Below are 26,903 nucleotides of genomic sequence, written 5' to 3' on the forward strand. Positions count from 1 at the left end.
CGGGCGAATCTCCGGTGAACGGAGATGGGGCGCGGCAGGACTTCACCCCGGACCTGACGGGGCCGGCACCTGACCGGCGCGGGCGGCCGGCTCCCGCACCGCATGCGGGCGGCCCTGTTCCGGGTTGCGGCCCGGCGTGCGGAAGGGGCAGGGGGCGTCCGGCCGGAACGGTGCCGCTCCCGAAGCACCCGTCCGGGGGGTGTGGCATCCGATTCCGGCCGTGCGCGTCTGTCCCTGTGCGAGAGTGCCGCCCGTCCGTGGTGGACCGTGACTTCCGACAGGATGGACCAACGATGCGCCTGCTCCGTACCGCAGCCCTGACCACCGCAACCGCGCTGGCCCTGCTGCTTCCCACCGCCGATGCCGATGCCGCAGGGATCGCCTGTGGCGGTGGCGTCTCCACTGGCCGAGTCGCCGTCAACGGCTGCATCAGCGCCCAGCGTTGGAAGGACGGCAAGGTCTTCTTCCGGGACATCTCCGCCCACGTCAAGCTGCGGAACACCGGGACGCGCGGCGTGAATGTCTCCTACGAGGCGTTCTTCCGCATCGTTTCCGGCGGGCACTGGGTCAAGATCGGCTCCGGCCGTACCTATGTGGCCGCCGGAGCGACCGAAGGGCCCACGGCGATCGGTGACACCAGCCGCGTGTGCGGGCCCTTCAACGTCAAGGCCGAGATCCGCGTACACGCGAAGGCCGACACCGGAGTCTGGAGCAACTGGTCGACGGCCGCCACCTCCCAGTGCCAGACCTGAGCGCTGTCCGCCATCCGGCCCGGGTCAGAATCTCCGACTACGCGGCCGGGCGGCGCGGCAGCATCCAGCTGACTGTGACCGCCTTGCCGTTCTCATGAACCGTGACAACGCTGCTGTCGCAGAGCCGCTCCACGATGTGCAGGCCGAACCCCCCCAGCCCGTCGAATGGATCCGCCTGCCGGGGCTGGGGGAGGCGCGAGCTGGAGTCCGTCACCGTCATGGTCAGGGCCGTCTCGTCGGCACGCAGGAGCAGGTGCCAGGTGCCCGCGGCGGTGTGCCGCACAGCATTGCTGATCAACTCGCCCAGGACGAGCTGCACGGCGACGAGGTCCGCGCCGGGACACGTGTCGCTGACGAACGCCACCGCCTGCCAACGTGCCTCCGGAACCGCATGGAGTGCCGAGTCGGTCTCGAACACGGGTCGAGGGGTTGCGCGGGGTGCGCGCCCACGCCCGCCCGCGGTATCTGGCGGCGGGTCGGCCTTCGGGGTCCGAGCTGCGTCATTGCCTGTCATCGACCACACGTTCGTCGGTGGTGAGGGAACGGGCGGCATCCAGTGTGGCGACCCGGGTGAAGACGTGGCCCACGCCCGTCACGTCCAGCAGGCGGTCCATGAACGGGTTGGTGCCCGCCAGGACCACGTGCCGTCGGCGCGCCGTGCGCAGGAGGTGGTTGAGCAGCGACGAGTCGCAGAAGCCCATGGCATCCAGGTCGTAGACCAGGAGGTGTGCGGTGGCCCGCTCGGCGCGAAGAGTCGCCTCCTCGACCAGGGCGACCACGGCGTCTTCGATGTCGCCCGACAGAACGATGACCCACAGCAGGTCGTCGTGGCAGTGGTGTCGTACGTGGGGGACGGGGGTGTCCGGCTGGGGTCCAGGCGTTCTCATGCTCTTGATGATCTCGTGTCACGGGTGTGGTGCGTGTGGCTTCATGATGACCGGTGATGGGGAACCGGCTCGCCTTGTGGGACGAGGACCCTTTTCTGTCAGGCATCGTGGAAGACGAAGTAGCTGCGGGTCCCGGTGACGTCGAAGAGGCGTGCCAGAACCGGATGCAGGGGTCCGCGCAGGACGAGCGGGGTGTCGTGGGAGCGCAAATGGCGCTGCGTGTTGATGAGGGCGTGCAGCAGCGCGGAGTCCGCCCAGACCAATCCGCTCAGGTCCACCGTGACGGACCGGGCGTTGACGGACTTCTGCATCGCGGTCACGAGCCGGCTGGTCGTGCTCCAGTCGAGGGCGCCCGCGACCGTCAGGATCACTGACCTGTCTCCCTGCACTTGTTCGGTGATGGTTGTCCGGGGGAGGGTGATGTGCGGTCCTGCACCGGATTCGTCCGGAGTGGTTGTCGCCATGCGTGCACTTCCGTCGGGCGCCGGATCGGCGCGGGACACTTCTTCGCTGAAGAGCGCCGGTGGCGGGACGGTTCTGCCCCGCCTGCCCCTTCATGGGCGCCCGACTACCCCTGAACGCCGTACATATCGCCACTCGATCGGGGGAAAAAGAAAGATCAGTACACCTGAGGGTCGTGCGGGGGAGCGGCAGGCGTCATCGACGGTGCCGCCCCACTCGTAGGACTCTGCGCAGGCTACGTCGCGACAGGTCGGCGCGTGTCCCATCGCTGCGTCAATCCCCCGAACGTGCCTTCGCGCGCCCTCTCGCCGCCGTTGATCGCATCCGGAGCGTCGTGATGGAGTGCTGCGGGGACGGTGGTCCGTCGGGACCGCGGCAGGGCCCGACGAACGGGGATCGGCACGTCGAACGAACGCTGACGGGGGAGTCGCCGCCGTGCCGGGCTGCGACCACGATGCGCACAACAATGGCCCTGAACAGCCGAGTTGAGGGCGTGCCGTGGCGATCGGCGGTGGTTGTGCCGACCTGCCGGCAGCCCGGGGCCGGCCGATCACCGGGTTGTGGGCGGCTGGGCTGTCCCATCGGTTCCGCCGGGGCCGCCGCTGTCCCTGGTCCGATCTCTGGCCGGCGCCTACCCTCCTGCCATGGCACTGACCGTTGATCAACTGACCGGATACGTCGAGCGGGACCTCGACGCGGATCTCGCGCGCTGGTTCCCCGACGCGGAGCGGGCGGGCGTTCCTCGGGCCCGCCCGCTGGGACCGTTCCTGGCCCGGCTTCCCCGCATGGCCGCGAGCGCGCTCTCGGCCTTCGACCGCCGGGTGCGCGCGGGCACGCTGCCCACACTGTTCGGTGTGGCGGACTGGTCGTACGCCTTCGAGTTCGCCGCCAACGACTGCCGCATCCTGGACGGCGACTACGAGAGCGAGCTTACGGACGACGACGTCTGGTCCCTCGGCGCGGACGGCGGCGGGAACTACTTCGTGGTGCTGGCCGACGGACGGGTCGGGCTCTGGTTCCACGAAGAGGAAGTCATCGAGGCGCACACCCGGTTCGACGACCCCGACGTCTTCCTGTGGACCCTGGTGCGCTACCACGCCGTGCGGACCGGGGCCCTTCCCCTGGCCTCGGTCGAGCCCGACTTCCGAAGCCTGGGCCAGGCAGGCGCGCTGGCTCCCGAGGTCGGGCTGCTGACCGGCATGCGGTGACCCCGGCCCGGCGCGCGAGGCCTCGGCGCTCGCGCGCCTCGGAAGGGGGACGGGGTATTTCGGCGTGCTCGTACTGACGTGGCCGGCGAGAAGTCGGCGGAACGGGCGCTGTCCGTGCTGGTCGAGCGCGGCGGGTCGATCGCCCCGGGCAACCGACGCGGGGCGGGTACGGTGCCGCCTGGGAGGTGGCCACCCTCCTGCGCAAGGTGACCTGGAGGGGCGGGCGTTCCGGTCAGTCGCATTCAACTGGGCGCACATTTGCGCCCGTTCGACGAGGTGCCGACGGGCTGGATCCCGTAAGGACGCCGTGAGTGAGGGGGATCGGTGACCGAGTACATCAGCGGGAAGCGCCTGTTCCGGGTGGTGGGGTTCGATCCGTCCCACCGGCAGCTCAGGCTGTGGAGCGAAGCACTCGCGGTCGAGGGGACCTCCACCCGCGTGGAGGTCTGGATCGGACATGTGGAGCTGATGTTCCTCAAGCCCTACTACCGCGACGGCCTGCATGTCCGGCCGGCCACCGCGGCCGAGTTCGCGGTGCTGAGCGAGCGGCACGGCATCCCCGAGGATGACGCGGTTTGGACATGGATGCTCGCGCCCGGCGACGGCAGTTTCGTCGTGGGCGGCAACCCCGCCTGGCGCGAGGCCGAGTACGACCTCATGGACGGGGAGTCGCTGTTCGACTTCGGCAGGCCTTGGCCGCCGCCGTATCCGGCGCGCTGGGGGATGGTGGAGTAGCGGCTCTGTAGCACGGCCCGGCCAATGCCCGTCGAAGGGTGCCCCGCCTGGGAGGCTTCGGCGGGTGTCCCTTGCCGCGTGCCCTCGGCGCGGAGGTCGCCGCTCGCCCGCAACCCGCTCGCCCGCAACCGATGTACGGGCCACCGCGGTTTGCGGCTCCTCCCATCGTGGCCGTTGTTCGACAGGGCGGCAGCTGGGTGGACCCGCAGCAGCGGCCGTCAGGCACGGTGATCTCCCGGGCGACTTGGGCCGCACAGGCGCGTAGGTCGCCGGCGAGGCTGCCGCCTTGCCCGAGGAGGGCAGACGTCAGGAACCGCCCATAAGCGAACCTTATGAGCCCATAACCAGGTATGGGCTGTTGTGGCGTGTACGCACCAGTGAGGGTGATCTTGTCGAGTGATCAACACATGGAACAGAGAACACAGTGCATCTGAGAAGAACAGTGCTGGCCGTCGCGGCCGGTGTCATGGCGCCCGTCGCGCTGCTGGCCGGTCCGGCGGAGGCGGTTGACGGTACGTCCGTAGGGCTCGCGATGCCTGACCGATCGCCGGCCGACTCCAGCGAGGAGCGCGAAGCGGACGGGGACGGGCGGCAGGGCCACGCGGCGGACGAGGATCAGGGGGTGACGGTTTCCTTGCGGGGGCTTCCGGACGAGTTCATCGCTGGTGGCCCATGGCGGGAAGTCACGGTCGTCGTCGACGCCGAGCCGTCGGACGCCGCTCGCGACGTAACGTTCATGATCGTCGATGGTGACGGGGAACTGAGTTCCGACCATGTCGATGTGCAGGTACGCGAGGCGAGCGGGTGGCGGGATGTGGCTCCGACAATGCCGTCCAGCACCGCGCACTACGAACTGGTCGTTTCCGGCGGTACGTTGCAGGTGTCCATCCGCGTGCGGTTCCACGATGACGCTCCGCTCAAGGCCATAGACGTAGGAGCCTCCGACGGCATCAGCCTTGCCTCGCCCTGGTACGGATCGCGCATCGTCCGTCCCGCCGATCCCGGTGGTTCGGGTGGCGGTGACCCCACGGATCCCGGTGGTGAGGGTACCGGAGGCCCCGGCGGTGAGGAGCCTGCGGATCCTGGTGGTGAGGCTGGAACAGGGAGTCCGGGCGGGTCGACCGGGGGCGGCGCCGGCGAGCCGACCGGGGGTGGCGCCGGCGGACCCGCTCCGGGCGATCATCAGCCGGGGCCCGTCGGTGACCCGGCGGTGGGTGAGCAGGGGGCGGCTGCCGGTTCCGTCGGGCAGGCGTCTGATGTTCCGTCAGGCGAGCTTGCTGAGACGGGACTTGGCACCGCGACGCGCTGGCAACTCGGTCTCGGCGCGACTGCCATAGCTCTGGGTGCCGGTGTGTGCCGGTACCGCAGACGCACAGGCTGACCATGACGGCCTTGGGTCACAGTGGTGCAGCCGTAACGCTAAGCCGGTGATCACGGGATCAGGGCAGGTCGTGGGCGGGACTATCGCAGCTCGGCGTTCGGGTGGGGCTGGGCCTGGAGCCGTTCGCGGAGGTCGATTTCCTCGGGAGTCAGCGGGTCCCTGGGCCGGCGGATGCGTACGGGCTTGGGCCGCATCGGCAGGCCGTCATCCACCGCGGTGGCCTCGGCTTCTGCGAGCGCCCGGTACAGCGAGGCGACCGACGGGGACTTGCCCGCGTTCTTCCCGGTCTTGATGGTCAGCTTCATGGCGATCTCGGGGACGGGGACGCCCTTGTCCTTGAGCGCGACGGCGAAGGTGCGCATGTCGTCGTCGATGACCTTCGGCCGTCCGCCGTGGTTGCCCTTGGACGCGGCGATGACCTGGCCTTCGAGGGTCTTCTCGCGGATGTAGTTGCGCTCGATCTGCCTGGCGACGGCGAGGACGGCGAAGAACATGGCGCCCATGCCGTTGGGGTCGTAGGTGCCGGTGAGCGGGCCGGTGAGGAGTTCGAGCTGGATGCCGCCGGCCTGGAGCTGTGCGGACAGCGTCATCAGCTCGGCCGCGTTCCTGGCGAGGCGCTTGAGCTCGTGGACGGTGAGGATGACGGGCGTCTCGGGGGCGGCCTCCTTGAAGTGGTGGGCCAGCGCGAGCGCCTTCTCCAGTTCGGGCCGGATCCTCACCCGGGTGCTGATCTGTTCCTTGAAGACTTTGTGGCACTGGGCCCGGTGGAGGGCTTCGAGCTGGCTCGCCAGTTCCTGCCGGGCGGTTGAGGTTCTGGCGCACCCGATGCGGACCGGGCGTTCGGTGCGGGGCGCGGGCGCGACGGCGAGCGCCGGGCCCTGCTTCCATGCGCGGCCGGGCTGGCGGTCGGCGGGGACGAGGGCTTCGGGTTCCTCGCGGAGCGCGGAGCGCGGAGCGCGGGGACGAGGACGAAGCGGGGGGTGTGGTACTTCGCGGCGGTCTTCCCACCGCGGGTGCGGCAGGCGGAGCCAGCGGGCGCGTCACAGATCGGGCAGTCGTGATGTTCTGCCGCTAATGCGGCCCGGTCGGGCGTGAGATCCATCCGGGAAGATGCCGCCGAAGATCATGGGCAGGAGTGCGGCGGTCATTCCGGCGCCGCGGGGGTCGTCCGTGGTGAAGGGCACCAGGTCGTGGACGGCGGCCCGAACGGATTGCCGTGCGGCGACGCCGTCGCCCGCTGCGGTGAGGGCGCCGGTGGCGGAGGGGCCGCCCGCGGTGGCCGTGTACACGTCGACGCGGTGAGGGGCGATGGCGAGGCCGCCGGCTATTTCCCGGTCCTGGACCGCATCGCGAAGAGCGGCGGTCGTCGGGGAACTGCGAAGTCCCAGGCGTCGCTGTCGATGCTCTGCCTCAGGCTCTTCGTGGCCTCTTCGGGACCGGTGACGCCGAGGGGGACGTGATGCGGGCGGCTGTGGTGGGAGGGGAATGCAAAAACGCACAGCAGCTTGCGTCCCGTGGCGGACAGGGTGCGGTTCGACATCGTGGGTCTTTCGTTGTCTCTCTTCAGAAGGCGCGAAGAGGGCTCCGCTCGTTGTCCGCCGTGTCAGGGGGCCGGCCGTGCGTTTCCGTGAGGTGGATACGGGCGGGTGCGGGTGGGAGGTCCCTCGGCATTTGGGCGCCGGACGCCGGGGCGGCTCCGGCGTCCGGCCGGGGGTTTCAGGCGCGGGCGGCCGCGGCGGCGACGATCCAGTTCCGGAACTCGACGGCGTAGTGCCGCAGGTGGTGCTCCAGGACCTCGTCCGGGCAGGTGACGGGGAAGTAGACCGTCAGGTTCGCGGTGAAGCCGTCGCCATCGGCGGTGTCGCCGAACTGGATCAGTGCCCGCCCGACGACGGTGCCGTCGGTCAGGAAGAGGTTCGAGGACATCTTGCGCGGGAACTGCGACTCCGGGAGGAACTCGGCCGCGTCCTTGGCCCAGTCCAGCGCGTCGGTGCCCCAGCCGCCCATGTAGAAGGAGGCGACATGGGGGCCGATGTTCTCCACCACGCGCGCGCCGATCTCATCGGTGCCCATCACGTAGTGCTCGGGGTGCGCCGCCAGAAGCGGCTTCTCGTCGCCGGCGAAGGCCTTGTCCATCCAGGCCAAGAACTCCCCCGAGGTCAGCCCCTTCGCGTCAAGCACGGTAGTGCCCCCCTTGAAGGCGCCGCCGGAGGTGCGGGCGCTCTCGCGCAGGAAGGCATTGCCCTCCTCGATCTCCTCAGCCAGCAGGTCGAGGAGCCCCTGGCGGCCCAGCAGCGTCCGGAAGCGGTCCACGGCGCGGCGGGCGTAGAACAGCTCGAAGTCGTCGATGCTCCCGGCGCCGGCCGGTCCGGCCTGAAGCGTCACGGTAACAGGCGCAGTCATCTGGTTCTCGGGCATGGCGAAACCTCCGATAGAATGTGAACGTGAATTCACGTTCGCATCGCGAGGGTACGTCGAGGAGTGCACCAGTTGTCAAAAGATCCTGCTGAAGGCCGCGCGGATACCCTGCGGGACATGAACGAGGAGCCGGAGCGCCCAGCGGTCCACCGGGAACCCCAGCAGGCGCGCAGCGCCGCGACCCTGGCCCGCGTCCTGCGGGCCGCCGAGGAGATCGCCTCCACCTCCGGCCTGGAGGAGATGACGATCGCCGGTGTCGCCAAGCGCGCCGGCGTCGCCGTCGGGACGATCTACCGCCGTTTCGAGGACAAAGAACAGCTGATCACCGCCCTGACCGAGCGGATGCTGGAACGCCGCGAGGAGTACGTGGCTGAGCAACTGCGCGAAGCCGAGCCCTCGCTCTCCGGTGTCGTGCACGCCTACGCGCACGCCCTGCTGCAGTCCTTCGCCGACAGCAGCCGCCTCTTCCCCGAGCTGCTGCGCACGCGCGGGACCAGATCACTGGACCGCGGAGCCCGCACCATCACCGAACTCCACCGCCTCCTGCTCGAAGCAGCCGCTCCTTTCACGGACCAGATCCGCCGCTCCCAGCCCCAGCAGGCCCTGGACACCGCGGCACGCGCCCTCCTCGGCGCCTGCTTCCACAACTCCGTACGCCCCGACGCCGCCACCAGCGAAACGGACAGACGCCGCTACGCCGACGAGCTCGGCGACATGGCGATCGCCTACCTCCTCACCTCCGACCGGCGCCGCGACGCCGGGGCCTGAGCCCAGTGCGCGGCGCACGGCTCTCATGCCGCAGCGGTCGCCTACGCCTCGTCGTCGAGTTCGGTCGTGTCTGCATCGTGCAGGGGCCGCAGGACGCCGGCGGCCGGGGTGGAGGAGGTGAAGTTGTAGCGCCCCAGCACGTTCAGGTTCCTGTGCTTGAGGGGGAGAGCCGCGCGATGTCCTCGTCTCGCAGCTCGTGGCCCTCGGCGCGGAGCTGGGCGACGGCAGCGTCCATGTACTTCGGCTCGTCCGTCCGCCGGTCAACCTCCCCCCCCAGATGTGCCTCGGCGGTTCGTCCGCCCGCCGGGGCACCTGCCATGTTGTCCTGCTCCGCTCGGCGGGTGGCCGATGCGTCGCCGTTGGGTGTGTCCTGCCGTCCGTCGCAGGACCGTTGCACCGCTGGACATCGGGATGCGCCCACTCCAGGTGAGCCGGATTCAGAGGGGATTCAGAGGATTGAACGGCTGGTGCGGATGAGGGCGTCGCGCTCATCATGACCTGTCGTGTTCATGACGGAAGCCTTGGCTCGTCGTCGAGCTTCCCTGAATCAAGGAGCAACCCCCATGAACTTCTCACGCCCGCTGCGGTTATCCGTTGCGGCTCCCGTAGTGCAGGCCGTGTTCCGCCTGGTGACGGGATTCCTGTTCGCCTGCCATGGTGCGGCGTCCTTGTTCGGCATCTTCGGCGGAACCCACGGTCGCGGTACGGTGCCCCTCCTGCAGTGGCCGGGATGGTGGGCGGCTCTCATCGAGTTGGTGGGCGGCATCCTGGTCGCTCTGGGGCTGTTCACCCGAACCGCCGCTGTCATCTGCTCCGGCTCCATGGTCTACGCCTACTTCAGCGTCCATCAGGCGAACGCCCTGCTCCCGATCGACAACGGGGGAGAGCCCGCCGTCCAGTTCTGTTGGGCGTTTCTGCTGATTGCCTGTCTTGGACCAGGGGCCTACGCGGTGGGGGCTCTCCTGAAGCGCGACGCGGCCGGTGAGTTGGACGATCGTGGAGCGCCGGTACCCACCTCCTAGGGTCCGGCAGGAAGGGGATCGGGCAGGAACGGGGCCGGAAAGCACGGCTTACGGCCCCGGGCCTGCGCGAAGGCGACTACGTGTCCGTCGACGAGGAGGGGTACGTCAGCGGATCCGTCTCGGGTTTCGCGGTGCGATGGGCAGGCCCGGCCGGTCGGGCTCCAGGCAGCCGCACTTCGCCCGCTGCGCCCCGTGCCGACTGGCCGCACGGCGAGCCCACCCGGGCCGTGCCCCGTGATGCGGCGGAACCGTCTGGTGGCGAGGATGGGAACCCGTCGGCACTCTTCGCCACGCTCCTACGGCGGCGCGCGCATCCTCTGCCGCACCAGGGGTACCGCCAGGAGGGCCATACGGAAGGCCGTGGCCCCCGCATCGTCCCTGGGCAAGGAGTACCGCCATGCAAGGCACCGCACGTGAGAGGCCGACCTCGCCGGAGATCGGAGCGGGACGGGCGCCGTGGGGTGAGGAACTCCGCGAAGCCGTCGCTGCGGCCTTCGCCGGCTGCGTGCAGGACATCGCGGCGGGCGAGCTGGACATTCCGCTGCCCGGGTCGGGGCGGACCCTGGACAGGTTCCTGGCCTTGGCGCACACGGCCGAGAGGGACCTCTCGCTGGTGCGTCTGGTGGAAGGGCATGTCGACGCGGTCGCGATCCTGGCTGAACTGGACGGGCCGGCTGCCAAGCCCGGCGAGCGGTGGGGGGTGTGGGCCGCGGAGCCGCCGGGAGAGGGGCTCACCGCGTCGCTCGGTGACGCCGGCTGGGTGATCAACGGACGCAAGCGGTACTGCTCGGGGGCGCACAGCTGCACCAACGCCCTGGTTACCGCGCGGGCCGACGACGGTCGCCGTCTGTTCGCCGTTGCCACTGGCCTCGGGTCGGGTGCCGCGTGGTGCCGGCCGGTGGAGGGGAGCTGGCAGGCGCTGGGCATGGCGGCGAGCGACAGCGCCGACATGCTGTTCACCGATGTGCCCGCCACGCCGGTCGGCGGCGTGGAGTCCTACGTGGAGCGGCCCGGGTTCCAGCACGGTGGCATCGGTGTGGCGGCCTGCTGGTACGGCGGGGCCCGGGCCGTGGCGCGCACGCTTGCCGCCGCGGCGGCGCGGCGTGGCCCCGACCCCTTGACCGATGCCCACCTGGGCGCGGTCGACATGCGCCTGCACGCGGCGTACGCGGTACTGGCCCAGGCGGCGGCGGAGATCGACAAGGACCCGGCCGATGTGGACGGCGCGGGCCGCACGCGGAGCCTGCGGGTGCGGGGCTTCGTCGAAGCGGTGTGTGCCGATGTCCTGACGCACGTCGGGCGCGCCACCGGCGCCGAACCGCTGTGCCACGACCCGGCCCACACCCGCCACGCGACCGACCTCGCGGTCTACATACGACAGCACCACGGCGAACGCAACCTCGCGGAGCTCGGCCGCCTCGTAGCGGAATCCGGGGAGGGGCAGTGACTGGTACCAACCCCGGGCCGCCCGCGCCCGCCGATCCGATCCAGGCCGATGGAACGCCTGAGCCCGTATGGCGGGCCTGGAGCCGTCTGGGCAAGCTCCCCGCGGCGATCCTGCCGGACGGTGGGCGGATCGTGATCGTCGCCGCCCACCCCGACGACGAGGTCCTCGGCGCGGGAGGCACCATCGCGCTGTTGGCCGCCTCCGGCGCTCGGCTCACCGTCGTGTCGGTCACCGACGGCGAGGGATCACACCCCCACAGCACCCGTGTCACGCCCGCCGAACTGGCCGCCATCCGGGCGGAAGAACTGCGCGCGGCTCTGACGGCACTCGGCGCATCGAGCGCGGAGGTGGTCCGGCTCGGGGTCGCCGACACCCAGGTCGCCGGTCATGAGGACGAGGTCGCGGCAGCGCTCCGCCCGTTCCTCGACGGAAGCCGGCTGTGTCTGGCGCCCTGGACCGGGGACGTGCACAGCGACCACGAGGCGGCCGGACGGGCCGCGCGGGCCGCGGCGCGGGCCGCGTCCGTCGACTGCTGGACCTATCCGGTCTGGATGTGGCACTGGGCCCGGCCGGACGACACCCGCGTGCCGTGGGACAGCGCGGTCTCGGTCGGCCTGCCGCAGGGGATCTCGGAGCTCAAACACCGGGCGGTTCAGCGTTTCGTCTCACAGATTCATCCCCTGGGCCCGGATGCGTCCGACGCGGCGATCCTGCCGCCCGACGAGCTCGCCCACCATCTGCGCGACATCGAGGTGTTCTTCACGTGACCACCGGCTCGACCCCCGCGTCGTACTTCGACGACATGTACCGCAACGCCGCGGACCCCTGGCACCTGGCCGAGCGCTGGTACGAACGGCGCAAGTACGACCTGACCGTCGCGGCGCTGCCCCAGGAGCGCTACCGCAGGGCCTTCGAGCCCGCCTGTTCCGTCGGAGAACTCACGCGCCGCCTCGCGGTCCGCTGCGACACGGTGCTGGCCTGCGACCGGGTCGCCGGCGCCGTCCGCACCGCGCAGCAGCGCACCAGCGACCTTCCCCAGGTGACGGTGCGGCAGATGACCGTTCCCGCGCAGTGGCCCGAGGGGACGTTCGACCTGATCGTGCTCTCGGAAATGCTCTATTACCTGGACTCGGCGACCGTCCAGAGCGTGCTCGACCACACGGTCGCGGCCCTGGAACCCGGTGGCACCCTGGTCACCGTCCATTGGAATCACCCCGTCGACGAACACCTCTCCACCGGCAGCGACATCGCCGAGGTCCTGGCGAAACTGCCCGGGGTCCGTCTGCTGGCCGACCACCGCGAGGACGACTTCGTCCTGCAGGTCCACCAGCGCCTGGGGCCGGACGGGGGCAGGCCTGCCACGCCCGCCGAGCAGGAGGGGCTGGTGTGAGGATGCAGGCCGTCGCCGTCGTCATCCCCGCATGCGACGAGGAAGCCCTGCTGCCGGCCGCGCTTCGGGCGGTGCGCACCGCCGGCGCCCACCCGGGTCTGCCCCCGGTCCGGCTGCTGACCGTGGTCGTCGCCGACTCGTGCGGCGACCGCACCGCCCGCCGTGCCCGGGAAGCCGGCGCCGCCGTGGTCACCGTGTCCTGCCGCAACCCGGGTCGCGCTCGCGCCGCCGGTGTGGCCCACGCGTTGCACGAACTGGGGGCGCCCGCCGTTCCGGCGTGGATCGCCACCACCGACGCCGACAGCGAGGTCCCCCCGAACTGGCTGGCCCATCAGCTGGCCCGGGCGGCGCAGGGCTGGGAAGCCGTCGTCGGCACCGTCTCGCTGCCGCCCGCCTCACCGCTCACGCCCCTGCATCAAGTGGGCTACGAGAGCAGCAGACCGTCCCAAGGCGCCTGGGACCATCCGCATGTGCACGGCGCCAACCTCGGCGTGACGGCCGACGCGTACGTCGCCGTGGGCGGCTTCCCGCCCCTCGGCGTCGGGGAGGACCACGCTCTGGTCACGGCCCTGCGCAAGGCGGGCCACCGCGTCCTCGCCACCGACGCCTGCCCGGTGCTCACCTCGGCCCGGCTCAAGGGACGGGCGGGTGGCGGGTTCGCCGACCACCTGACTCGACTGGCCGCGCCGGAGGAGGCGCCGACGTGCTGACCCCGGTTGCTTCGGCCGCGGCCGCTCGCACCGAGTGGCGCCCGACGACTCCGGTGTCGTGCCGGGCGGGTCAGTGGCAGCGGCCGCTGCCGCTGTAGCAGGGGGTGTAGTTGGGCGCGGGCGGGGGCCGGTGGTCGGTCTGATCGTGGCTGTGGTGCGCCGAACCGAGGAGTACGGCCACCACGATGGCGGCGAGGAGTTGCAGGGCCACGGTCCAGGGGGCGCGGGAGAGCGCGGCGATCACGACGAGCAGCACGGTGGCGGCAAGGAAGTACTCGAGCCAGGTGGTATCACCCAGACGCGCCTCGTCGATACGGGCCTGATCGCCCTGGGCGGCCCAGACCTCCATGCCGTCGGCGAAGAGTTTCCCCGCGCAGACCGCGACCTCGATCATGCACAGCAGAAGACCGGCGGCCAGGTCCGTGCCGAGGGACGTCCTGCGGGACCAGGGCCGCGGCAGCCGAGCCGCCGTTGGGACGCATACCTGTCTCATGGGCCGGACCATGCCAGACCTGCGAAGGGCGCGCCTGAGTACGCCTACTCATCCCTGTCCGGGTCCGGCATTGTCGGATCCTTCGGTTCGTGGGCGCCGTACTACTTGTCGAGGACGCCGACCGCGTGGGCGATGACGAGGAGGGAGGTGATGAGCGCGGCGATGCTCTCGACGGCCATCAGGGCCTTGGCCCGGGTGGAGAGCGGCATGGTGTCGGTGGGGCTGAAGGCGGTGGAGTTGGTCACCGAGACGTACAGGTAGTCCATGAGGGTGGGGACCCAGTCGCTCGCGCGGGACGAGCCGTCGGCGACTTCCTCGATGGCATCGTCGTTCTCGTCCTGGGAGAACCGGAAGTCCGCCAGCGGCAGTTCGGAGCGTTCCGCCTGGGTGCGCACCACCGGGCCGCCGCGGTCGAGCTCCCAGAAGGCCAGGCCGAAGACGATGATGCCGGTGGCCCAGACCTGGAGCGCGGCGAGCAGCAGGGGGCCGCCCTCCTTGGCGTTGTCGGTGACCAGGGCGTGCACCAGCAGGCCGAGCGAGACCAGGTTGCTGATGCCGATCAGGGCCACGAGGGTCAGCGACACGATCCGGGAGAAGCGGTTCTGCCGGGTCATCCGGCGCGGGTTGACCGCGATCAGGGGGATCAGCAGCAGTACTTCCAGCGCGGGCAGGATGAAGCGCGGGACGAACAGGAGCTTTTCCGGTAGGGCGAGGTAGAGCAGGATCGCGGCCAGCGTGGCGAGGACGGCGGGCAGCCGCGGCTCGCCGCGTCGTTCGTGGCGCGGGAGGCGTTCGCGCGCCTTCACGCGGTGGTCGGGCGTTTTCCTGCCTGAGTCCATGAACCGTCTCCTCTGCACGCACGGTGGTCACCAGCGGATTCCCCGCCCTGCGAGGTCCACCCCTCCCAAGCGGTCGGTGGGACCACATCGATTCGGTGGCTCATGGTGCAGGGTCGCGTCGGTGTTTCGGCGATTCACGCGGCTTTGTGGGGGCTGGTGTTGTCGTAGGTCCAGCGGTGGGCACCGGTCCCGTATCCGTAGTAGGCCGGACGGCGGTGTCGGTGGCCGCAGCCAGGTCGTTCCGGGAGACGAACTGGCTGCGGTGTAACGGCCGTGGTCAAGAACTGCCGCATCAAGGCCGGGATCGGGGGGCAGTGTCGTGGGCCGCTACAGGCCGGCCGGCACGCCTGTGGACAGCGAGACGGGCCCACCCTGCGTCTTGACCAGCCCGTTGCAAAGGCCGTGATGGCGTCCTTCGCCCCCCGCTGCCACGCTTGCGCCTGGACGTGAGGGGACGGCCCGCGGTCAATTGTCGAGGGCACGGCCAGCAGATCCAGCAGCCCGCGCATCACCTTGGTCTGGCTGCATCAGCGGCACAGCGCCGTGTCGACGGCATCCTCCACTCTTTGGGAGGCCGCACCCGTCGGGGCGGTCGTCACCGCGACGGCGGCGGCACGCCCGTCCTCCGTGACGCCTCCTCGCGTCCGGTATCCGAGGGCAGTTCCGCCGTGACCCCAGTAGACGCCGCCGCACGACAGGGGCGTGCTGGTCAGGCCCAGCCCGTAGCGGACGCCTGGACCGCGTGTCTCCGCGGGGACGGTGGTGCGCATCTGGGCGAGCTGGGCAGAAGGCAGGAGCTTCCCGTCGAGAAGCGCCGTGTAGAAGCGGTTGAGGTCGCTGTTGGTAGTAATCAGGGCGCCCGCAGCCCACGCCATGGACATGTCCATGGTGGTGTAGTCGATCAGGGGCCCGTCGGCCACTTCTCGTTCATAGCCCTCGGGGTGGGGCCCATGGATGGTCGTGTCTCCGGGGGAGGGGATGTAGGTGTGGCGCAGTCCGATGCGGTCGATGACGCGCCGCTTGATCTCCTCGGCCATGGGGCGGCCGGTGACCTTCTGGATGAGCAGGCCCGCGACCAGGTAGTTGGTGTTGCTGTACTCCCACTTCGCGCCCGGGGTGAAGTGGGCCTTCTGCGCGAGGGCGCCGTCGAGGAGCTCGCGCGGCTCGAAGTACCGGTATCGAACGGCGGGGAAGTCCGCGAAGACGGGAGCCTCCATGTACTCGGGGAGGCCGGTGGTGTGCTGGAGGAGTTGACGGACCGTGATGTTGTGGCCGTCGATGCCCTCGCCGCGGAGCAGGCCGGGCAGGTAGGTCTCGACGGGGGTGTCCAGGGCGATCTTCTTTTCGGCGACGAGCTGCAGTGCGACGACGGCTGTGAAGGCTTTGGTGTTGCTGCCTGCTCGTACCTGTCCGTCCTTGGGTACCTTTGCTCCGGTGCTGAGGTCTCCGACGCCTGCGGTGTAGTGGTGCGTCCGGCCTTTGCGGTCCACCACGCTGGCGAGTGCGGCGGGGATGCCGTCGTTGGCTACCAGGGCGTTGAGGCTGCTTTGAACCGTGTCCGGCCGGGCGGCGGCGGAGGCCGCGGACGGGGACAGGGCACCGCTGGTCATGACTATCCCGGTGAGTACGGTCACGGCCAGCAAGGCCCGGCGATGTCCACCGTGCGTGACAGCGGGACGGAACCTCGGCGATACACGTGCATGCATGGAACAACTCCTGTCGTGACAATTGGTCAGCGAAGACGGGCGCGCCGGGGCGCGCCCGGATGGCGGTGGCGGATGCGTTCCGGGGCCGGGCAAGGGCTTGTTGCAGGAGGCGGAGCCCTGCCGGACCGTGCCTCGTTCCGGTGGCCCGGCAACGCTCAGGAGCACAGGCCGCCGGGTACCGGTCGCCGTTCCCGTGGGCGGGAAGCGGCGACCGATACCGTCAAGCGCCTTTGGCGGCAGAGGTCCGTCCACCGGTCCGCTGCGCCCTCACCGGGCGTCTGGGGGCACGGCGCGGGGACGGCGGCCTACCGGTTGGGGCAACGGGGGTGTTCAGCGGCACAAGGGGGTCTCGACGGCGGTCTGCAGGTGCCGGTCGGTGGCGCTGTCCGCCGGGAGGGCGGTGAGTGCGATGTTGATCGCACGGCCGGCCTCCGTGACACCTCCCATCGTGGTGAATCCCGGAATGGTGCCGCCGTGGCCCCAGTAGACGCCGCCGCACGGCAACGGCCTCTGGAACAGACCCAGTCCATAGCGGGCTCCCGGTCCGGCCCCCTCCGCGGGGACGGTGGTGCGCATCTGGGCGAGCTGGGCCGAGGGCAGGAGCTTTCCGTCGAGAAGCGCCGTGTAGAAGCGGTTGAGGTCACTGTTGGTGGAGATCACGGCACCCGCGGCCCAGCCCCAGGACGGGTCGAGTTCGGTGACATCGCGCCAGGGCGAGTCGGCTGTGTCCCGGTGGTAGCCCTTGGGGTGGGGCTCGCGGATGGTCATGTCTCCGGGCGCGGGAAAGGTGGTGTGGCGCAGTCCGATGCGGTCCACGATGCGCCGGTTGATCTCCTCGCCCAGCGGGCGGCCGGTGATCTTCTGGATGAGCAGGCCCGCGACCAGGTAGTTGGTGTTGCTGTACTCCCACTTCGCGCCCGGGGTGAAGTGGGCCTTCTGTGCGAGGGCGCCGTCGAGGAGCTCGCGCGGCTCGTAGTAGCGCTGCGGGTCCTCAAGCACCGCGCCCTTGTCCAGGTATTCGGGGAGGCCGGTGGTGTGCTGGAGGAGTTGACGGACCGTGATGGTGTGGCCGTCGATGCCCTCGCCGCGGAGCAGGCCGGGCAGGTAGGTCTCGACGGGGGTGTCCAGGGCGATCTTCTTTTCGGCGACGAGTTGCAGTGCGACGACGGCGGTGAACGCTTTGGTGTTGCTGCCTGCTCGTACCTGTCCGTCCTTGGGTACCTTCGCTCCGGTGCTGAGGTCTCCGACGCCTGCGGTGTAGTGGTGCGTTCGGCCTTTCCGGTCCACCACGCTGGCGAGTGCGGCGGGGATGCCGTCGTTGGCCACCAGGGCGTTCAGGCTGCTTTGAACCGTGTCCGGCCGGGCGGCGGCGGAGGCCGCGGACGGGGACAGGGCGCCGCTGGTCATGACCAGCCCGGTGAGTACGGTCACGGCCAGCAAGGCCCGGCGGTGTCCACCGTGCGTGACAGCGGGACGAGACCGCGGGGATACACGTGCGTGCATGGAACAACTCCTGTTGGTAGGACGGAACTTCAGTGGTTTTGAGGAGGTGGGTGGTCGTGGTGGGCCGGCGCTGCCGGTGGGGCTGCCCGGGTCTGCCGACCGGGCTGCCCGGGCCTGCGCGGGGCGCGGCGCATGGCGCAAGGGCGCCATTCGTGCCCTGCTCGGGGGCGGGGGCACGGGGGGAGGCGGGAGCTGGTTCGGCTAGGTGATGCGAGGAGACCTTCGGCGGCGCAGCATCCGGCGGGCGGGCAGCATGACGGCTGCCGTGCCTGACAGGAACACCGTGCCGAGTACGGCCGCGCACACCGTGGGGGACACCGACAGCGCGGACAGGCCGGTGACCGCGCCGCCGAAGGTCAGCAGCGTCACCGCCGCGACCAGGGTGCCGACGGCGGCGCCCGTACCGAGTGCGAGGAAGGCCTCCAGCCGCAGCATGGCCAGAACCTGACCGCGGGTCGCGCCGATGAGCCGCAGCAGAGCCAGTTCACGACGGCGGGACGCGGTGGCGACGGCCAGCGTGGTCATGACGCCGATCAGGGTGAACAGGGAGATCGCGGCGACTGCGAACAGCCCGGGCAGGCCCTCTTGGCGGGCCTTCTCGGTGAGAGCCGCACTGTACTGACCGGCGGAGGCGGCATGGGTTGCGGGGAAACGGTCGAGCACTGGCCGCAGGTCGGCCTCGCCCTTCACCAGGAGGTAGTCGTCGTGACCCGCGTCGGTGACGTGGGCGGCGACCACATCGTGAGGCAGCAGGACGTCCCCGAAGCCCTGGCTCCGGTCGTAGACGGCTACCACCTTGGGGTGGATCCGGGTGCCGTCGCCGAGCCAGAGGGATGTCGTCGAACCGACATCGTTCGTGTCGGCGACGTTCGAGCTGAGCGCGACGGTGTCCTTGCCGCGCAGGTCCTGCAGCGAGCCCGCCCGCACGTCGGGGTCCAGGTTCGACAGGGCGCCCTCCACCCCTTGGGCGGGCAGGGACTGGAGCTGGTCCGCGACCGTCATCACCACGACGGTGCGTTTGACTGCGGTGACGGTGCCGGGCCCGGCCGTCTTCTCCACTTCCGGGTACATGGCCCGGGGCACGCCCGGCCCGTTCGAGACCAGGACGTTCTCCGCGCGCAGCCCCGCGGCTGCCTGAGTCCGGGTGGCGTTGACCGCGGTGGTCTGTACGAACAGCTGGCTGGCGCCGAAGGAGAGCGCGAGGGCGATCGGTGTGATGACCGACGCGAGGCGCACGGCTGCGGCTGTCGCCGAGTCGGTGGCGAGCCGCCCGGGGACGGGGAACAGCAGACGCACGATCGGGCCGAGGACCAGGACGCCCGCTCGGGCCGTCCAGGGGCCCAGCAGTGCTGCGGCCCAGATCAGGGAGAGTACGAGTCCGCCCATGGCCGCGCTCGCCACCTGCCCTCCGAACGCGAACGCCGTGGCGGCCGAGCTGAGGCCGACGGCCAGGAGTATCAGGCCGGTGACCATGCGCCAGCGCGGCAGCCGGGTCGGTTCGGTGGAGGTCTCGCTCACCGCCCTGGCCGGCCGGATCGCGGAGACGCGTCGTGCCGCGAGCCACGCGGAACCGACGGCGGTGAGGACCGTGAGGGCCAGGGCACCGGCGACGGGCAGTGGTCCGAGGACGAGCCCAAGACCCGGGGGCAGCACGCCCCGCTCGGCCATGAAGCGGTGCAGCACCGTGCCGAGCCCCAGTGAGAGCAGTCCGCCCAGGAGCGATGCCGGTACCGCCACCTTGAGCGTCTCGCGGACGATTACCCGGCGCACCTGGCGTGGGGTGGCGCCGATGGCGCGCAGGACGGCGAGTTCGCGGGTCCGGTCCCGTACGGACACGTCCAGCAGACCCGTCACGATCAGCAGCACCACCAGGAGGGCGACGCCGCCGATCGACGCACACACGCCGATCAGATCCAGTCGTGCCGCTGCCACTCGGGGGTTCTCGACGTCGCCGCGGCCCGCGCCGGTCGCGACGACGAGGCCGGGGGCAGCTGCCCGCAGCGACTGGACCGACGTCTTCTCCGTGCCGAGTACGACCAGCGCGTCCGCGCGCTCGGGGGTGCCGCTGAGTGCCAGTGCCGTGTGCCGGCTGAACCAGATGTCGTGGTCCGCGGCGGACCGGTCGGCCGTCAGACCGCTGACGCGGTAGGGCTCCGGCGCCCTGCCGCCGGCCTGGAGGCGGACGGTGTCGCCGACGGCCTTGCCGCTGCGCGAGTCCACCACGACTTCGTGGTCCGCCCGCGGCGCCCGGCCGGCGCTCAGTTCGACGGCGGTGAGCACGGCCGCGTCCCAGCCGCGGCCGGTCCGCACGGTCCCGTCGGCGCTGACCACCGGCATGGAGACGTCGGCGACGACCCCGGTGACTCCCGGTACGGCGCGTATCCGGTCCGCCAACGACACCGGTACCCGGGCCCGTTCGACCAGTGGCCTGGCATCGGTCCGGTCGTCGCGGACGGTCTCGATGCGCTGGTTCGCGGCGATGACGGCCACGGCGTGCGCATACCGGTCGGCCGTTCCGTGCGCCCGCAGTGCGGACTCCAGCAGGACTCCGAACGCACCCGTCAGCGCCGCCGCGCACAGCAGTGCCGCCGCCACTCCGGCGGCGATCCCCCGCCTCACAGCGTGCCCCACCGGGCCAGGACGGTTTCGGCGCGGGGAGTCGTGAGCTCGTCGACGATCCTGCCCTCGCTCAGGAAGACGACGCTGTCGGCCCAGGCCGCGGCCGCCGGGTCGTGGGTGACCAGCACGACCGTCTGGCCCATGTCATCGACCGCGTCACGCAGGAGCTTCAGGACGTGTTCGGCCGACCTCGGATCGAGTGCGGCCGTCGGCTCGTCGGCGAAGACGATCTCCGGGCGGGTGACCAGTGCCCGGGCGACCGCCACGCGCTGCTGCTGGCCGCCGGACAGACGTGAGGGAAACCGGTCCAGCTGGCCGGACATCCCCACACGGTGGACGACCTCGTCCAGCCAGCGCCGGTCGGCCTGGCGGCCGCCGAGGGACAGCGGGAGGGTGATGTTGCGCTCGACATCCATCGAGGGCATGAGGTTGTAGCCCTGGAAGACGAACCCGATCCGTTCACGGCGCAGCCGGGTCAGCTCCGTCTCGCGGAGGCCGCCCATGTCCAGGTCGCCGAGCCGTACCGTTCCGCTGCTGGGCCGGTCGAGGCCGGAGGCGCAGTGCAGGAAGGTGCTCTTGCCCGATCCGGACGGGCCCATGATCGCGGTGAGACTGCCCTTGCGGAACTCCCAGCTGACCCGGTCCAGCGCGGTCACCGCGCCGTAGGACCGGGTGACCTCCTCCAGTGACACGGCGCACGGTGTGGCCCGGGTCGTCGTCATCGGTTGCATGATGGGTCCTTCGATTCCCTCGATCGGTCAGAACGGGTACCGAACGTAATCGCGAGGGCCGAGCGGCCGGCAGCGGTCCCGCCCCCGATCCGGGGGTGTAGCAGGCTCCACCACCCAGGTGTAGCGGACCCTTATGACAGGGGAACACCTGTGACGTACCGTCTTGCTCCATGGTCATGAAGGCAAGAGCGCTCCGCAGCCTACGATCCACGCAGTATCTGCTGGGCGGTCTCGGGACCGCTCTGCCCTGCCTGGCCGGCTACCTTCTGTTGCCGTTGACCTGTTCCGCGTTGATCTTCGCGCCGGTCCTGCCGTGGGCGGTGCGGCCGCTGCGCGCCCTGACCGACGCCGAACGCCGACGCGCCGAACGCGTCCTCCGGCGCCCCGTGCGCCGGCCCTACCCGGTACCCGAGGGCAACGCGTACCAGCGAACGCTCCAACTCCTGCGCTCCCCGGGCACCCGCAAGGACACGGCATGGATGCTGGTTCACGGCGTCGTCGGGCTCGTCCTTCCCGTCCTCGTCCTCGGAGTGATCCTCAGTCTGCTGCTGACCATCTCCATCCCGCTGTGGTGGTGGACCCTTCCCGGCGGAACCCTCACCCTCCTCGCGGCCCCCCTCACCACCTGGATGCAGGCGATCGTGCTGTCCGCGGTGTGTGCCTGGCTCTTCGCGGCCCTGTTCTTCTGGCTGGCTCCTGCCGCGGTGAAGCTGGAGACGTGGATCGCCGAGATCATGCTCGGCACCTGGACCGGCGCGGGCCGGCGGATCGAAGAGCTGACCACCTCGCGCGCGGAGGCCCTCCAGGCCCACGAGGCGGAACTCCGGCGGATCGAACGCGACCTGCACGACGGCACCCAGGCGCATCTCGTGGCAGTGGCCATGCGCCTGGCACTGGCCGACCGGAGGTTCGACAAGGACCCGCAAAGTTCCAGAAGGATGATGCTGGAAGCCAGGACCACCGTGGACGAAGCACTCGTCCAACTGCGTACCGTCATCCGCGGCATCCACCCGCCCATCCTGTCCGACCGGGGACTGAACGGAGCCATCCGCTCGCTCGCCGCGGGCCGACCGATCCCCACCACTCTGGATCTGCCCGCGACCGACCGCCGTCCCCCCGCCGCGGTCGAGGCGGCCGCCTACTTCGTTGTCGCCGAGGCGCTGACCAACGTCGCCCGGCACAGCAACGCGAGCCGTGCCGAGGTGTCGCTCCGCTACGACGGCCCCACACTGCACGTCATGGTGCGGGACGACGGATGCGGCGGGGCCGCACCCAGCTCCACGTCCGGCAGCGGACTTGCCGGGGTGAGTCGACGGGTGGCCGCCCTGGACGGTACAACGAGGATCGACAGTCCGGTCGGTTCCGGAACGACGATCGAGGTGGTACTGCCGTGCGGATTGTGATCGCGGAGGACAACGTCCTTCTCCGCGAGGGCCTGATTCTGCTCCTGGAGGACGTCGGGCACGAGATCGTGGCCGTCGTGGGAAGCGGGCCCGAGATTGTTCCCGCCCTGCTGGAACACCGGCCCGACGCGGCTGTCCTGGACGTCCGGCTACCGCCCGGATTCCGCGACGAGGGACTGCGTGCCGCTCTTGAGGCCCGTAGGCTCATTCCCGGCCTGCCGATCCTGGTGCTCTCCCAGTACGTCGAGGAGAGTTACGCCGCCGAACTGCTCGCACAGGGCGCCTCGGGGATCGGCTACCTGCTCAAGGACCGGGTGGGTCATATCGAAGAGTTCCAGGACGCACTGGAGCGCGTCGCCGCGGGCGGGACGGCTCTGGACCCCGAGGTCGTCTCGCAACTGATGAGCCGCCGCGACCCGCTCGACGCACTGTCCCCCCGGGAACGCGAAGTGCTCGGGCTCATGGCGCAGGGTCTGGACAACTGCACCATCGCTACGACCCTATTCATCACCGAACGGTCCGTGAGCAAGCACATCGGCAGCATCCTCGCCAAGCTGAACCTGTCGGCGGGCGACAGCGGCCACCGTCGGGTCCTCGCGGTGCTCGCCTACCTGAACGCCTGACCTGCGACCGGGCGGCGGTCGCGGACCCTGGACGGCGATGCGTACGTCGCCAATACGCCGCCGTAAGGGTGTAGCGGGCTACACCTCAGGTCCGGGAGAACGGTCCGATGTGCGGGCCAGGGGCGCGGGGAGAAGGTGGACGGCGTAAGAGTTCCCGCCCCCGCCGCCCATCGGGCCACCGGGGGCACACAACAGGAGGACCCCCTGATGAAGCCCGTGCTCTGGCTGCTGCTCCTCGTCTCCACGGTGGCGGCGGTCTACGTCAGTACCTTCGCCCACTACACCGGCACCACGAGGATCCTGGCCGGAGTTGGTACCGGCGTCGTCTTCGTAGGCTCGGCGCTGGGACTCTGGCTGGCCAACGACAAGAGGTGACCCGGAGCGGCGAGAGCCACGGGGGCGGGGTGTCCGGCAACGCGCCGGACACCCCCTCCTGGCTCCTGGGGTGGACCCACAGGAGCATGCGCGTGCCGCCCTCTTCGCTCTGCCGGGCGCCATGCGGCGGACCCTGCGCCTACGCTGTGCGCCCCTGAACTGGGCTTGTTGTGCGCGGTGTTGCACAGTTCGGTGAAGGCCGGCAACGTCCGCCGGCCGAGGGTGTCTCAGCGTATCGGTCCGTGCCTGCCGTTCCGGCGATCGGCCACCTGGTGCTGCCCGGTCACGCGGCGGCGTGGGTACGGCGTCGGTAGTAGTGCACCGTGACGACGGCGAGCAGGGGCCCCCAGGCCAGCAGGGGTATGTAGCAGAGGGTCATCAGCCGCGCTCCCCAGGGCGTGATGTCGAGGTCGGCGTGCAGGGTGGTCCAGACGAAGAGCACCCCATAGAGGGTGCAGGCGACAGAGCCGAGCGCGGCGGGGACGACGGCTGCGGTCACGGGGATGCGGCGGCCGTGCACGACTGGGATCCAGCGGGGCCATACCTCGCCCCACGCCCGTACCAGTCCCAGCGTGAGATAGGCCAGCCCTTCCTGCGCCGCGCACAGCAGCGGCAGGATGAGGTATCCCCAGCCCGGTATGAGCATCGAAGCGTACTCCGATGTCGCCAGGCCGAGCGGAACACCCAGTACGACGGCGAGACGCCAGACGGCGGACGGTAACGAGGCCCACAGGACGGCGGCAGCCGCGCGGTGGGCCCAACGGGGTACGGGCGAAGCAGTCGCGAGTTCGGGCAGGGCCGGGGGCTGCGTAAGGGTGTGCATGAAGTGGCTCCTTGGTGACAGTGCAGAGAGGGGGCCCGATTGTGGTGGCTTGAGGGAGCAACGGTTGGGCTTGCGGCGAGTTGTGGCTCCTCAGTCCAAGGCCCGGGGCGGCCCGTGCACTTCGAGCATCGCAGCGGAAGAGGCCGGTCAGGATCGCCCCGCGGGCCGAACAGCCTCCGCCGGACGGCCGAGCATCAATCCAGGCGCTCCACCTCAAGGACGACGGGCCAACGCAAGGCCCGGAGGCACAGTGCTGCGCAGGCCGGCACCCCGGTAAGGAGGCGCCGGCATGCAGGGCGGGTGCAGGTGTGGCCCGAAGAAGCCCGTCAGCGCAGCGTCGGGGTCTGGGACCTCCTCGCCGAACGCGGCAGCCGCTGTTCGCCACGTCCACTGCGCACACCTGAACAGGGTGAAGCCGATGCGCTGGTGGCGCTGCATGTCAGGGCCGGCGTGATGCGTTCGGGGTTCTGGTGCCCCGAGTTTCGTCTCGGCTGCGTCCAGCCGGTGCCAGTCCTTCCGTGCCGTGAAACCGACCCCGTGCTCGTCGGGGAAGGTGGTCACGGCTTCGGGCGCGGCGGGCGCCGGTCACGGCCAGGGCCGCCGACAGAGCGGCAGAGGTGAGGAGTTGGGGGCGGGTGGCAGGAGACAGGGCCATCAGCACCAGCAGGGTGACGATGGCGCCGATCACCGTCCGTGTGGTGGTGGGGAAGCCGCGGGTACGGAGCACCAGTCGACCGGTGCGTTCCAGGGACCGGCGGAGCACCAGGTGGGAGCAGGCCAGCGCCAGCCACATGAACAGCATGGCCGCGCCCATCGCCTTGGCCAGCAGGGGCAGTGCCGCGCCCGGGAGCACGGCCTCCGGGACGACCGTGGCGAAGCCGACGGCCGAGGCGGCGGCGACCGCGCGGGCCGGCACTCGGCGCCGGGTCCGGAGGGTCAACGCCCGGGGAGCCTCGCCGCGTTCGGCCAGGGAGTACAGCATGCGTGACGTGCCGTACAGGTTGGCGTTGAGGGCTGAGAGCAGGGCCACGAGGATCACCGCCTGGGTGATCACGTCCGCGTGGGGGATGCCGAGGCGCACGAGTGCGGCGACGTACGGGCTCTCGTCCGGGCGCGCCGACCCCCAGGGCAGGATCAGCACGAGGACGAGTACCGACCCCAGGTAGAACAGGGCGATCCGCCAGATCGCGGTACGGACCGCGCTGCGGATGCTGCGCCCCGGGTCGTGCGACTCGGCCGCGGCCATGCCGATGACCTCCATGCCGCCGAAGGCGAAGACCACTCCCAGGAGCGCCGTCACGATCCCGGACAGGCCGTGCGGGGCGAATCCGCCGTCGCCCGTGAGGTGGGCCAGGCCCGGTGAGTGGGCACCGGGCAGCAGTCCGAGGAGGGCTGCGGCGCCCAGCGCGATGAAGGTGAGGACGGCCAGGACCTTCAGCAGGGCGAACCAGAACTCGGCCTCGCCGAACGTGCGTACGTCTGTCATGTTCACGAGGGCAACGACCGTCATCACGGTGAGCGTAAAGGCCCACGAGGGTACGGCCGGCCACCAGGCGTGCAGGATCGCCGCGCCGGCCAGGGCCTCCACGGCGATGGCGACCGCGGTGACCATGGTGTACAGCCAGCCGGTCGTGAACCCGGCCCATGGACCCAGCGCCCGGTGCGCGTAGACCGAGAAGGACCCCGACTCCGGCATGGCGGCCGCCAGTTCGCCCAGCATCCGCATGATCGCGAGGGCGAGCGCGGCGGCGAGCAGGTACGAGACGAGCACCGCGGGGCCGGCCGCGGCGAGCCCTGCACCGGTGCCGACGAAAAGTCCCGCGCCGATCACGCCGCCGAGGGCGAGCATCGCCAAGTGCCGGGAGCGGAGCGCTGCTTGGGGGGTGTGGGCGGGCGGTGGCGTCACGGATTTCCCTTGTGCAAGCGGTTGGTCGGCAGGTGTTCGGTTGACCAAGGTGGCCCAATCTGTGTTAGAAAATCTATCAGCGTTTACAAGACGCGCCAGCGTTTAGGCAGTAACGAGATTCGCACCACCGTGCGAGGGGGAATCAATGCCTGCACCGTCCATCACCCATGCCCGCGGCACGACCGAAGGCCGCGCACCCGCGGAGCTGCGGGACGTCATGCGCCGCTATCCCACCGGCGTGACCGTTCTCAGCAGCGGCAGCGCGGAGACCGCCGTGGCCATGACCGTCAACGCGTTCACCTCGGTCTCGCTCGACCCGCCGCGCGTCCTCGTCTCCGTCATGAAGAGTGCCCGCGCCCACCCCGTCATCGCCGCAAGCGGCAGGCTGGGAGTTCATTTGCTCGCGGCCCAACAGGCCGATGTGGCACGGCTGTTCGCCTCCCACGAGAAGCCCGTCGGGCACTCCCTCGGGGCCTACCTCGCCCGCTCGGCCGAAGGGCACGACGTACTGCCCGGCGCCCTGGCCTCCCTCGCCTGCGAGGTCGAGGAAACCTACTCCGGCGGGGACCACAGCCTCTTCCTGGCCCGCGTCCTGCACACCACGTGCACCGAGGAACCGCAGGACGCCCTGGTGTTCCACCAGGGACGCTTCATCTGCGCCCCCGCGGACCGGAGTTGAGCCCGGAAGCGGGTCCGCATGCC

General features: G+C 70.6%; 28 protein-coding genes and 1 pseudogene. 14 read left to right on the top strand and 15 right to left on the bottom strand.

Features of this window, described 5'->3' with window-relative positions; all coding sequences use genetic code 11:
• Positions 1-293: 293 nt before the first annotated feature.
• Positions 294-752 carry a hypothetical protein gene (locus tag ACGF3I_RS15180; protein ID WP_393131982.1) on the top strand — a complete coding sequence of 153 codons (459 nt, stop codon included), beginning with the start codon at positions 294-296 and terminating at the stop codon, positions 750-752.
• Positions 753-789: 37 nt separating this feature from the next.
• Here the strand turns inward: ACGF3I_RS15180 and ACGF3I_RS15185 are convergent, their stop codons facing one another.
• The 3 genes from ACGF3I_RS15185 to ACGF3I_RS15195 form a co-directional block, all read right to left on the bottom strand.
• Positions 790-1,170 carry an ATP-binding protein gene (locus ACGF3I_RS15185; protein WP_393131984.1) on the bottom strand — a complete coding sequence of 127 codons (381 nt, stop codon included), beginning with the start codon at positions 1,168-1,170 and terminating at the stop codon, positions 790-792.
• Positions 1,171-1,252: 82 nt separating this feature from the next.
• Positions 1,253-1,639, bottom strand: a complete 387-nt coding sequence (locus tag ACGF3I_RS15190) for an STAS domain-containing protein (protein WP_393131986.1) — start codon at positions 1,637-1,639, stop codon at positions 1,253-1,255.
• 98 nt (positions 1,640-1,737) lie between these two features.
• Positions 1,738-2,103 carry an STAS domain-containing protein gene (locus ACGF3I_RS15195; protein ID WP_393131988.1) on the bottom strand — a complete coding sequence of 122 codons (366 nt, stop codon included), beginning with the start codon at positions 2,101-2,103 and terminating at the stop codon, positions 1,738-1,740.
• A gap of 642 nt (positions 2,104-2,745) precedes the next feature.
• Between ACGF3I_RS15195 and ACGF3I_RS15200 the strand changes: the two genes are divergently transcribed.
• The 3 genes from ACGF3I_RS15200 to ACGF3I_RS15210 all read left to right on the top strand — a co-directional run bounded on the left by ACGF3I_RS15200 (position 2,746) and on the right by ACGF3I_RS15210 (position 5,425).
• Positions 2,746-3,309, top strand: a complete 564-nt coding sequence (locus ACGF3I_RS15200; protein ID WP_393131990.1) for a hypothetical protein — start codon at positions 2,746-2,748, stop codon at positions 3,307-3,309.
• Positions 3,310-3,633: 324 nt separating this feature from the next.
• Positions 3,634-4,044 carry a hypothetical protein gene (locus tag ACGF3I_RS15205; protein WP_393131992.1) on the top strand — a complete coding sequence of 137 codons (411 nt, stop codon included), beginning with the start codon at positions 3,634-3,636 and terminating at the stop codon, positions 4,042-4,044.
• Positions 4,045-4,468: 424 nt separating this feature from the next.
• Positions 4,469-5,425 carry a hypothetical protein gene (locus ACGF3I_RS15210; RefSeq protein ID WP_393131994.1) on the top strand — a complete coding sequence of 319 codons (957 nt, stop codon included), beginning with the start codon at positions 4,469-4,471 and terminating at the stop codon, positions 5,423-5,425.
• Between the two features lie 80 nt (positions 5,426-5,505).
• Here ACGF3I_RS15210 and ACGF3I_RS15215 read toward each other — a convergent pair whose 3' ends face one another.
• The 3 genes from ACGF3I_RS15215 to ACGF3I_RS15225 form a co-directional block, all read right to left on the bottom strand.
• A complete protein-coding gene (locus ACGF3I_RS15215; protein ID WP_393132285.1) occupies positions 5,506-6,447 on the bottom strand; it encodes a recombinase family protein in 942 nt (313 codons plus the stop codon).
• 18 nt (positions 6,448-6,465) lie between these two features.
• Positions 6,466-6,714 (bottom strand): hypothetical protein, encoded by a 249-nt coding sequence (locus tag ACGF3I_RS15220; RefSeq protein WP_393131996.1) that lies wholly within the window; start codon positions 6,712-6,714, stop codon positions 6,466-6,468.
• Between the two features lie 427 nt (positions 6,715-7,141).
• Positions 7,142-7,843, bottom strand: coding sequence for a hypothetical protein (locus tag ACGF3I_RS15225; RefSeq protein ID WP_393131998.1), 702 nt, complete (start codon positions 7,841-7,843; stop codon positions 7,142-7,144).
• 117 nt (positions 7,844-7,960) lie between these two features.
• Here ACGF3I_RS15225 and ACGF3I_RS15230 point away from each other — a divergent pair, with 117 nt between their 5' ends.
• Positions 7,961-8,611: a TetR/AcrR family transcriptional regulator gene (locus ACGF3I_RS15230; RefSeq protein ID WP_393132000.1), complete on the top strand. Its 651-nt coding sequence runs from the start codon at positions 7,961-7,963 to the stop codon at positions 8,609-8,611.
• Positions 8,612-8,652: 41 nt separating this feature from the next.
• Here ACGF3I_RS15230 and ACGF3I_RS15235 read toward each other — a convergent pair.
• A pseudogene (locus ACGF3I_RS15235) lies at positions 8,653-8,852 on the bottom strand (Tn3 family transposase); the annotation flags it as partial.
• A 322-nt stretch (positions 8,853-9,174) separates the two neighbouring features.
• Here ACGF3I_RS15235 and ACGF3I_RS15240 point away from each other — a divergent pair.
• From ACGF3I_RS15240 to ACGF3I_RS15260, 5 genes are all read left to right on the top strand, one after another.
• Positions 9,175-9,633: a DoxX family protein gene (locus tag ACGF3I_RS15240; RefSeq protein WP_393132002.1), complete on the top strand. Its 459-nt coding sequence runs from the start codon at positions 9,175-9,177 to the stop codon at positions 9,631-9,633.
• 397 nt (positions 9,634-10,030) lie between these two features.
• Positions 10,031-11,080, top strand: coding sequence for an acyl-CoA dehydrogenase (locus tag ACGF3I_RS15245; protein ID WP_393132004.1), 1,050 nt, complete (start codon positions 10,031-10,033; stop codon positions 11,078-11,080).
• Entirely contained in the window at positions 11,077-11,847 is a 771-nt protein-coding gene (locus tag ACGF3I_RS15250) for a PIG-L deacetylase family protein (RefSeq protein WP_393132006.1), read from the top strand. Before ACGF3I_RS15245 ends, ACGF3I_RS15250 begins: the two co-directional genes overlap by 4 nt.
• Before the next feature lie 35 nt (positions 11,848-11,882).
• Entirely contained in the window at positions 11,883-12,470 is a 588-nt protein-coding gene (locus ACGF3I_RS15255) for a class I SAM-dependent methyltransferase (protein WP_393132287.1), read from the top strand.
• Positions 12,471-12,472: 2 nt separating this feature from the next.
• Positions 12,473-13,180, top strand: a complete 708-nt coding sequence (locus ACGF3I_RS15260; RefSeq protein ID WP_393132289.1) for a glycosyltransferase — start codon at positions 12,473-12,475, stop codon at positions 13,178-13,180.
• 70 nt (positions 13,181-13,250) lie between these two features.
• Here ACGF3I_RS15260 and ACGF3I_RS15265 read toward each other — a convergent pair whose 3' ends face one another.
• The 6 genes from ACGF3I_RS15265 to ACGF3I_RS15290 form a co-directional block, all read right to left on the bottom strand.
• Positions 13,251-13,673 (bottom strand): DUF6234 family protein, encoded by a 423-nt coding sequence (locus ACGF3I_RS15265; RefSeq protein ID WP_393132008.1) that lies wholly within the window; start codon positions 13,671-13,673, stop codon positions 13,251-13,253.
• Positions 13,674-13,774: 101 nt separating this feature from the next.
• Positions 13,775-14,512: a hypothetical protein gene (locus ACGF3I_RS15270; protein ID WP_393132010.1), complete on the bottom strand. Its 738-nt coding sequence runs from the start codon at positions 14,510-14,512 to the stop codon at positions 13,775-13,777.
• A gap of 527 nt (positions 14,513-15,039) precedes the next feature.
• Positions 15,040-16,122: a serine hydrolase domain-containing protein gene (locus ACGF3I_RS15275; protein WP_393132012.1), complete on the bottom strand. Its 1,083-nt coding sequence runs from the start codon at positions 16,120-16,122 to the stop codon at positions 15,040-15,042.
• A 426-nt stretch (positions 16,123-16,548) separates the two neighbouring features.
• The gene (locus tag ACGF3I_RS15280; protein WP_393132014.1) at positions 16,549-17,721 is read right to left on the bottom strand and encodes a serine hydrolase domain-containing protein; all 1,173 of its coding nucleotides are present in this window, start codon (positions 17,719-17,721) and stop codon (positions 16,549-16,551) included.
• A 201-nt stretch (positions 17,722-17,922) separates the two neighbouring features.
• Positions 17,923-20,340, bottom strand: a complete 2,418-nt coding sequence (locus ACGF3I_RS15285) for an FtsX-like permease family protein (protein WP_393132016.1) — start codon at positions 20,338-20,340, stop codon at positions 17,923-17,925.
• Positions 20,337-21,062 carry an ABC transporter ATP-binding protein gene (locus ACGF3I_RS15290; RefSeq protein ID WP_393132018.1) on the bottom strand — a complete coding sequence of 242 codons (726 nt, stop codon included), beginning with the start codon at positions 21,060-21,062 and terminating at the stop codon, positions 20,337-20,339. The genes ACGF3I_RS15285 and ACGF3I_RS15290 overlap by 4 nt, the downstream gene beginning before the upstream one ends.
• A gap of 185 nt (positions 21,063-21,247) precedes the next feature.
• Here ACGF3I_RS15290 and ACGF3I_RS15295 point away from each other — a divergent pair, with 185 nt between their 5' ends.
• The 3 genes from ACGF3I_RS15295 (at position 21,248) to ACGF3I_RS15305 (ending at position 23,472) form a co-directional block, all read left to right on the top strand.
• The gene (locus tag ACGF3I_RS15295; protein WP_393132291.1) at positions 21,248-22,474 is read left to right on the top strand and encodes a sensor domain-containing protein; all 1,227 of its coding nucleotides are present in this window, start codon (positions 21,248-21,250) and stop codon (positions 22,472-22,474) included.
• Entirely contained in the window at positions 22,462-23,097 is a 636-nt protein-coding gene (locus ACGF3I_RS15300; protein ID WP_393132020.1) for a LuxR C-terminal-related transcriptional regulator, read from the top strand. Before ACGF3I_RS15295 ends, ACGF3I_RS15300 begins: the two co-directional genes overlap by 13 nt.
• A 207-nt stretch (positions 23,098-23,304) precedes the next feature.
• Positions 23,305-23,472: a hypothetical protein gene (locus ACGF3I_RS15305; RefSeq protein ID WP_393132022.1), complete on the top strand. Its 168-nt coding sequence runs from the start codon at positions 23,305-23,307 to the stop codon at positions 23,470-23,472.
• Positions 23,473-23,755: 283 nt separating this feature from the next.
• Here the strand turns inward: ACGF3I_RS15305 and ACGF3I_RS15310 are convergent, their stop codons facing one another.
• The gene (locus tag ACGF3I_RS15310) at positions 23,756-24,295 is read right to left on the bottom strand and encodes a hypothetical protein (protein ID WP_393132024.1); all 540 of its coding nucleotides are present in this window, start codon (positions 24,293-24,295) and stop codon (positions 23,756-23,758) included.
• Positions 24,296-24,734: 439 nt separating this feature from the next.
• Entirely contained in the window at positions 24,735-26,201 is a 1,467-nt protein-coding gene (locus ACGF3I_RS15315) for an amino acid permease (protein WP_393132026.1), read from the bottom strand.
• 145 nt (positions 26,202-26,346) lie between these two features.
• Between ACGF3I_RS15315 and ACGF3I_RS15320 the strand changes: the two genes are divergently transcribed.
• Entirely contained in the window at positions 26,347-26,880 is a 534-nt protein-coding gene (locus ACGF3I_RS15320; RefSeq protein ID WP_393132028.1) for a flavin reductase family protein, read from the top strand.
• Positions 26,881-26,903 lie beyond the last annotated feature (23 nt).

This window comes from Streptomyces sp. NPDC048111, from assembly GCF_043202815.1.
GTDB lineage: Bacteria > Actinomycetota > Actinomycetes > Streptomycetales > Streptomycetaceae > Streptomyces.